Genomic DNA, 6,453 nt, shown 5'->3' on the forward strand with positions numbered 1-6,453 from the left:
ATTAAATGGATTGAGACAGATTCATTTGTCTCAATCCATTTTTTTGCTTTTAAGACGATCTGGATAATCTGTAATCCAGCCATCAATGTACGGAGGCGGATTTAAAACGATGGGTTCTATTCCAGTGATGCCATATACCCTGATTTTCTTCCCGGATAGAATTAGATTGTTTAAATAGGGTTCTTTCAATAATCGTTTATGTAAATGGAATCCATCCGCGTATGTATATTGTTCCAGATTACTCCAATCCACAACATTTTTACGTAAAAGATAAGCCGTTTCTATTTGGGAATTAATTTTTTTCACCATTTCTAATAACTCGTAGTCAAATGACGAGATGTGGACTTCTTCAACATGAGTAACGATATCGAGAATTTGTTTGATAAATTCTGGACGTTCCGAAACCGTTTCTTTCAATTCGACGTTAAGTGCTAAATGATGGCTTTGGCAAAATGACACTACTTCAATTAATGTGGGGATTTTGTGTCCTACAAATAAACGAGTGTATTTTCTCCCCACGCGGATTCGCTTCACTTCTACACCTGTCATAGATGAAATTGATCGACGAATTCCTGCAAGTCTTGATAGTACTAGGTCATGGATAACAAATAGAACGCCGTCTTCAGTCACTTGCACATCCAATTCGATACCATCAGCACCTTGTACGACAGCTAATTCAAATGCTTTCATTGTGTTTTCAAAGCGGGCACCTGAAGCACCTCGATGCGCAAAGATAGATGGCTTAGACATTCAGCACACCATCTTCTATTGTGAAAATACCTTTCGTAGTACCGTGAAGTATGGAAGACTTAGATCCGATTTCAATTATGGTTCCTGAATAGGCTACCTTTGTTACTTCGATTTGTCCGGGAACTGCGAGCTTAATTTTACGTAATTCGAGTTGAATCTCTTTATCAAGGTGTAAAATGCTTTCTTTGTTCGATTTAATCGTCTCTGTCAGTTTCAAGTATGCGTCTGCTCGCGTGCCCTTCAAATCTTTCTGAACCCCTTCTATTAGCGAGACGTTATGTTCAAGTTTAGCGACAACTTCTTGGCGTTCTTTCAACTCTTTTGCCATTTCTTGAATTTTTATATAGATTTCATCTTTATCGATTCCTTTTGAACGAAGAACGGTTTTCCGTTCATGGTTGTTTCCTGCAAAAGCACATTCAATTTTATAAAGCGCTTCGATTACACCTCCAATTATTTTCCCTTTGTTGTTGTCGACAAATACATAATCAGCAGTAACTTCCGTTCCTAGCAGATATAGACCTACATGAATTTCTTTCCCATATAACTTACAGTTATTTGCATGCTTTATAAAGATATTTCCTTTTGCTTCGACAATGGTCATTCCTCCGCCGAACACACCGCCTTTTATGTAAATATCCCCATCACTTGACTGAATTTCCTTCGCATTTGTGATTCCTTCATTTCCTTCTATAGCAATGCTACCCGTCGCGTTAATCGAAAAACCTGCATTGACAGTTCCAAAAACTTTAACTGCACCGTCAAATGTAATCGAACCCGTTTCAGGACCAACATCCCCATTTACGATTAGCTGTTTCCCTACACCAATAACACCGCCAATGCTTTCGAGAGCCCCGCCGTGCGCTGCCCGCAGTACGAATTTACCCATTTCTTGCACTTCAGTCACTGATTTCTTATCATAAGCTAGCTGCTTCTCTTCTCCTTTTTGAGCTGGCAGAGGGTTTCCTAAAATATCACAACCATCGATACCTTCTTGCGCTGGAATTTTTTCGCCAAGCCAATCGTCTATAACAACAGGAGTAACAAAATTCATCTCGAAATAATCGGCAATGCCATCTTCACGAATGACTGGCCTTCTTTCAGGAATTTCTATGTATGTAATGACCGAATCTGCACCTTTTTGTGGCTTCCTTCCAACGGCCGCCGTAATTGGCTCACCCGGTTTAAATGGTTCATTTAGTAATACTTTTTTTCCGTATATGATTCCAGCCTCATCAATCACACTTTCAGCTGCTTTAAGAATAGATAGTTTATTTTCTTCGTATTCTTTCACTGACAAATTTATGTATAGTTGGGCTGTCATCTTATCAGTTGAAAGGGCCACTTCAATTGCAGGCAACCAACTGCCAATAATATATTCTCCTTCAGGATTCGCTAGCGCTTTCCGTAACGTTGTAAACGAATTAAGTTTTAGCTGTGGATGGTCACGCGTTATTTCATCGAATGATTTAAGTGGAAAACCATTCTTCTTTGTACGCAATATTACTTTTTCCTCTACTACCGAAAGATCAAAGTAATCATTTTGAATCAACATAGAAGTTTCATCCTTTCTCTATTTATCATTATAAAGAATTATTACTCGATTTGTTGGAATAGTTCGTCTTAAACGACAAAGAATACCCGCCCTGGAACATTGATTCCGATGAGCAGGTATAACTATTGGTCAATTTTATTACTTACTCAGCTCGCCATATGTTCAAGTCGAATCTTAACGGCAATCATTGCGATGAACTCTGAATTAGTGGGTTTACTTTTCAAGTGGTGCACAGTATAAGTGCTAGTATGAAGGGGTAAGCTATATAGTTTGTCGGATTAGGAGATCACATTCTTTATTGAATTTCATCCATTATATTTACTGATAATCTTACCCTATATAATAGAAGGAGTCAATTAGGATATGTATGTATAAAAGCCCCTTCACTAGCTCTGTATAAGAGACTGTAAAGGGGCTATTGTTAATCCTGCTTAATGTCTATCATTTTGATGGTATTTTTAGTGATGCCTTGTTCACCAAATTGAATCATCAAGCATGCCTTATCGGTTGTCTGTGTTCTTCACAGTTTACTGAATGCCAAGGCGTTGTCCTCTCTAAATTGTTCGCCCCTTCCCATTCTCCTCGAGTTCAAATGGTATTGTGGCTTCTGCTGACTTCTGATTGTCCAGCTATGCATCACTGAATAGGTTACCAAGTGTACTTGGCTTATTAATTGGACAAATATATACATAGCTTAAACGTCGCTGCGACCATATAATGTCATAAGTGGTAACAACATTTATTAAACGAAGACGATTTCATCTTTGGATGAGGTCGTCTTTTTGTGCACCTAAAATGGGCGTAGAATATAGGGGAGAATAATATATGTATTTAATGATTTGCATTTTTAATCATCACGATAGAAATATATCGAAGTGATTTTTTCAATATGCCTGTCTAATTCGTCTTTCTCTCCACCACCTTCGTGTTTGTTTTAACATCTAATTTGAATTTTTGAAAATCAAAATAACCGACAATGGGTGGTATTTGATTGCTGAACGGGATTTATATAAGAAAAGCTGCCCTGTAAAGGCATTAGTTGAATAAGGAATATGTAGTACAACCCCAGTGCTTAGAACTTGTTTTTTTCTTACCTTTCCACCCCATTTTTTGTAGTTCTTTTGCAATCAACATATTGAAAAATCCATGTCCAACCAATACTACTAATCTATGTTCTTGAGCATAATTAACTAACAATTCGGATGCCTTTTTATCCCTGTCTTTTGCGTTACTCAAAGACTCGCACCCTCTTGAATAACCACTAAACCACAAACATCTTAAAATCACTGCCCAAATACTCGAATTTAATTTTAATCTCCATAAATTCGTTAATGGAATAGGTAACTCAATTTCACGAAATAGAGGGTCTGAAATGGCTTTTAAGTTTGAATTCAACAAATTTGCCGAGTCGACAGACCTTTTAAAATCACTTGCTATAACAATATTTGCTGTTGCTATATTTTTTAGCGTTACTGTTGGATAAGCGTCCTCTTCAAAAACACCGCTATAGTCATACTTTTTAACCCAATCCCCAAATTCTTTACATGATATTCTATTAGTTTTAGTACACGTGGATTTACCATGTCTAATCAATGAAATCTCCATTGTTAGTCTCCTTTAATATATGATGAGTTAGTTTTTCTATATTAAATATTAGAATTACTTGTTCAACTAACCTGCTCCGTTAGTTGAACAAGAACAGGTAACTCTCAATAATTTGTTTATACTTTCGTAGTTTTCCGGTTTCCACTCCTACAACGCCAAAGTCCAGTTACTTAATTCTGTTATTCGACCCGATAACAAATGGAATTACTGAACCTCCTGCCTTCGAAACCTGTTGAAGTTTCTTCTTATTGCGTACTATTTTTTAAAGAATTACAAAAAAATACAGATGCTCTCATTAATCCCACCTATAAATTAGTCCCTATTGGACAATATATGTTACGGGACAGTGCTGCTAAAACAATAGCACATTCCTATAAGAAGGGAATGAAAGAGATGGCTGATATCAACGAACGCAAACGTGACGATAATGATGCTGGCAAGGCAGTAGGAACCGGTGTAGGTGCTTTTCCTGGAGATACCATGGCTACTGCTCTTGATCCATTTGGTGCTGCTGCGGGTGCTGTTGCTAGTGGAGAGCCGGAAAACAAGGCGGGGGAAGGTACAGTTGATGACGGCAATCATGGCTCCAAAAAAAAAGAGAAGAATTAAGTAAAATCATCCTTTAACCGATGAGTTATGAAATGCAGTGGACTTCCTAAATGGGAGTCCAAAGCTTCTAATTTTTCTTAGATAATAATATTGCCATCTTTTTCTGTCATAGTTAAATCACGAGGTTGGACAAGCGGTGGTAAATTAAGGTTGCCGCAAATTGTTGAGATTAAATGAAAAATGTGACCTTCCATTTAAGGATACGTCGCCTTTTTGATGTTCTATTGCAGCAAGGTAAAAGACGATAGACAATCTCCTCTTGTTGAACTAATGAACCCCGGCTAAAATGATGTAAGCCCGAATTATAAATAATAAGCGCACCTTTTTTATCGAATACATCATTTAAATTCCGCTTAGATCCGTAAAAAGTTTCTTCAGGTATTCGTAAAAATCCAAACCGTTACTTTTGGCGGTTACTGCAAAACTCATACAGATGGCGTTTGCTTTTCTCCAACGAAAGGTGCTAGGGAGAGCGCAATTATCTACAGTATCGTGGAGACAGCGAAAGAGTATTACTATCTCCCCCAGCTTTTCAAGACGCTTTCCAATGTGTAACAGACGTATATTGGACAAATTGATGCATTGGTCAACAACATTAGTAGACCATAAATTTAATTAATGATAAGTCTCGTTAAATAGAAAAAAACTCGATTACAAAAGATATAGTTTAATAATAATATAAGAATATTAAGGAGAGAATCAATTGAAAAACAATGAATTAAAAGAAACACCACATATTAAGCCAAATGGAGTAGAAATAGCTGAAACTATACTTTTGCCAGGAGATCCATTTCGTGCAAAGTTTATAGCTGAAAACTTTTTAGAAAAACCAGTTCTTTTTAATGAAGTTCGAGGTATGCTGGGGTACACAGGCGAATATAAAGGAAAGAAAGTTTCTGTTATGGGTACCGGTATGGGGTCACCAAGTATGGCAATATATTCATGGGAATTAATTAATATTTTTGGAGTTAAAAATTTAATTCGTATAGGTTCATGTGGGGCTATGCAAAATGATATTAAGTTATATGATATTATACTTGCTATGGGAGCAGCAACAAATTCAAATTATGCACATCAATGGAATCTTCCAGGTCAATTTCCAATTACAGCATCTTATGAATTATTAGAAAAAGCTAAGAAAATAGCTGATGAAAAGAATTATAAGGTTCATGTAGGGAATGTACTATCTAGTGATGTTTTCTATAATGCTGATGAAACTGCAACAGAAAAGTGGGCTAAGATGGGAATATTAGCGGAAGAAATGGAAACGACAAGTTTATATTTAAATGCTGCTAGTGCTGGAGCTAAAGCATTAACAATTTTAACAGTAAGTGACCATATGATTACACATGAACAAATAACACAAGAGGAAAGACAAACTTCATTTACAAAGATGATGGAAATAGCTTTAGATTTAGTATAAGTAATGGGAGTCATAAATACCTCTTTTCTTGGATGAATGTAAATGTGTCACAGAGTAGATACACAGCCTAAACATCACCGAGGAGCATCAATCCGAATTAAAATAGTCATGAAGTATATTAACTCTGATAACCCGTACAAATCCTTCATTACCTGGTCAGATATGCTAATTTACGTCGGGGATTTTATCTTAAACGGTTGTAGGAAAGAAATATGAATGTGGACGAAACAACAGGAAGAATCGTCCTCTGCTCCCCCACTTAAGCTTATTTTGACGGAGACAACGGAACGATGTATGGTATCAATCCAAAGACGCCGCTACATGCGCGTTTAAATGGTGAATACTACGCGGTAACTGGTGCGGATGTATTTTCTTCCCCGCCATCGTTTGCGTGGGTAGATGCGGTGTTGTCGTTGAGTGAATGGAGAAAGTTTAATAGAGGGTAAAATAAAAAAACGACCTTTCCTGTTGTGACCCCCTAAAGTTAGAGTTTTATATTATGCAGCTAATT

5 protein-coding genes and 1 pseudogene are annotated in these 6,453 nt (G+C 37.0%); 2 read left to right on the forward strand and 4 right to left on the reverse strand.

Going from position 1 to position 6,453, the window contains the following annotated elements; genetic code table 11:
• Window positions 1-30 precede the first annotated feature (30 nt).
• The 4 genes and pseudogenes from AC25Y6_RS16785 to AC25Y6_RS16800 all read right to left on the reverse strand — a co-directional run bounded on the left by AC25Y6_RS16785 (window position 31) and on the right by AC25Y6_RS16800 (window position 3,910).
• Window positions 31-750: a glycerophosphodiester phosphodiesterase gene (locus AC25Y6_RS16785; RefSeq protein WP_482102514.1), complete on the reverse strand. Its 720-nt coding sequence runs from the start codon at window positions 748-750 to the stop codon at window positions 31-33.
• Window positions 743-2,305: a flagellar assembly protein A gene (locus AC25Y6_RS16790; protein ID WP_488143830.1), complete on the reverse strand. Its 1,563-nt coding sequence runs from the start codon at window positions 2,303-2,305 to the stop codon at window positions 743-745. Before AC25Y6_RS16790 ends, AC25Y6_RS16785 begins: the two co-directional genes overlap by 8 nt.
• A 146-nt stretch (window positions 2,306-2,451) precedes the next feature.
• A pseudogene (locus AC25Y6_RS16795) lies at window positions 2,452-2,544 on the reverse strand (sporulation transcription factor Spo0A); the annotation flags it as partial.
• 796 nt (window positions 2,545-3,340) lie between these two features.
• Complete coding sequence (locus AC25Y6_RS16800; protein ID WP_488143831.1) at window positions 3,341-3,910, reverse strand: histidine phosphatase family protein; 570 nt, start codon at window positions 3,908-3,910, stop codon at window positions 3,341-3,343.
• Between the two features lie 198 nt (window positions 3,911-4,108).
• On the opposite strand from AC25Y6_RS16800, the gene AC25Y6_RS16805 reads away from it, so the two are divergent.
• A complete protein-coding gene (locus AC25Y6_RS16805) occupies window positions 4,109-4,519 on the forward strand; it encodes a hypothetical protein (protein ID WP_488143832.1) in 411 nt (136 codons plus the stop codon).
• Window positions 4,520-5,222: 703 nt separating this feature from the next.
• Window positions 5,223-5,942, forward strand: coding sequence for a purine-nucleoside phosphorylase (deoD, locus tag AC25Y6_RS16810; RefSeq protein WP_488143833.1), 720 nt, complete (start codon window positions 5,223-5,225; stop codon window positions 5,940-5,942).
• Window positions 5,943-6,453 lie beyond the last annotated feature (511 nt).

The sequence above is a fragment of the Sporosarcina sp. Y1004 genome (assembly GCF_057669665.1).

Coding starts and splice junctions, on each gene's coding strand:
- AC25Y6_RS16785 (WP_482102514.1), bottom strand. CDS start 750: ATGTCTAAGCCATCTATCTTTGCGCATCGAGGTGCTTCAGGTGCCCGC.
- AC25Y6_RS16790 (WP_488143830.1), bottom strand. CDS start 2,305: ATGTTGATTCAAAATGATTACTTTGATCTTTCGGTAGTAGAGGAAAAA.
- AC25Y6_RS16800 (WP_488143831.1), bottom strand. CDS start 3,910: ATGGAGATTTCATTGATTAGACATGGTAAATCCACGTGTACTAAAACT.
- AC25Y6_RS16805 (WP_488143832.1), top strand. CDS start 4,109: ATGGAATTACTGAACCTCCTGCCTTCGAAACCTGTTGAAGTTTCTTCT.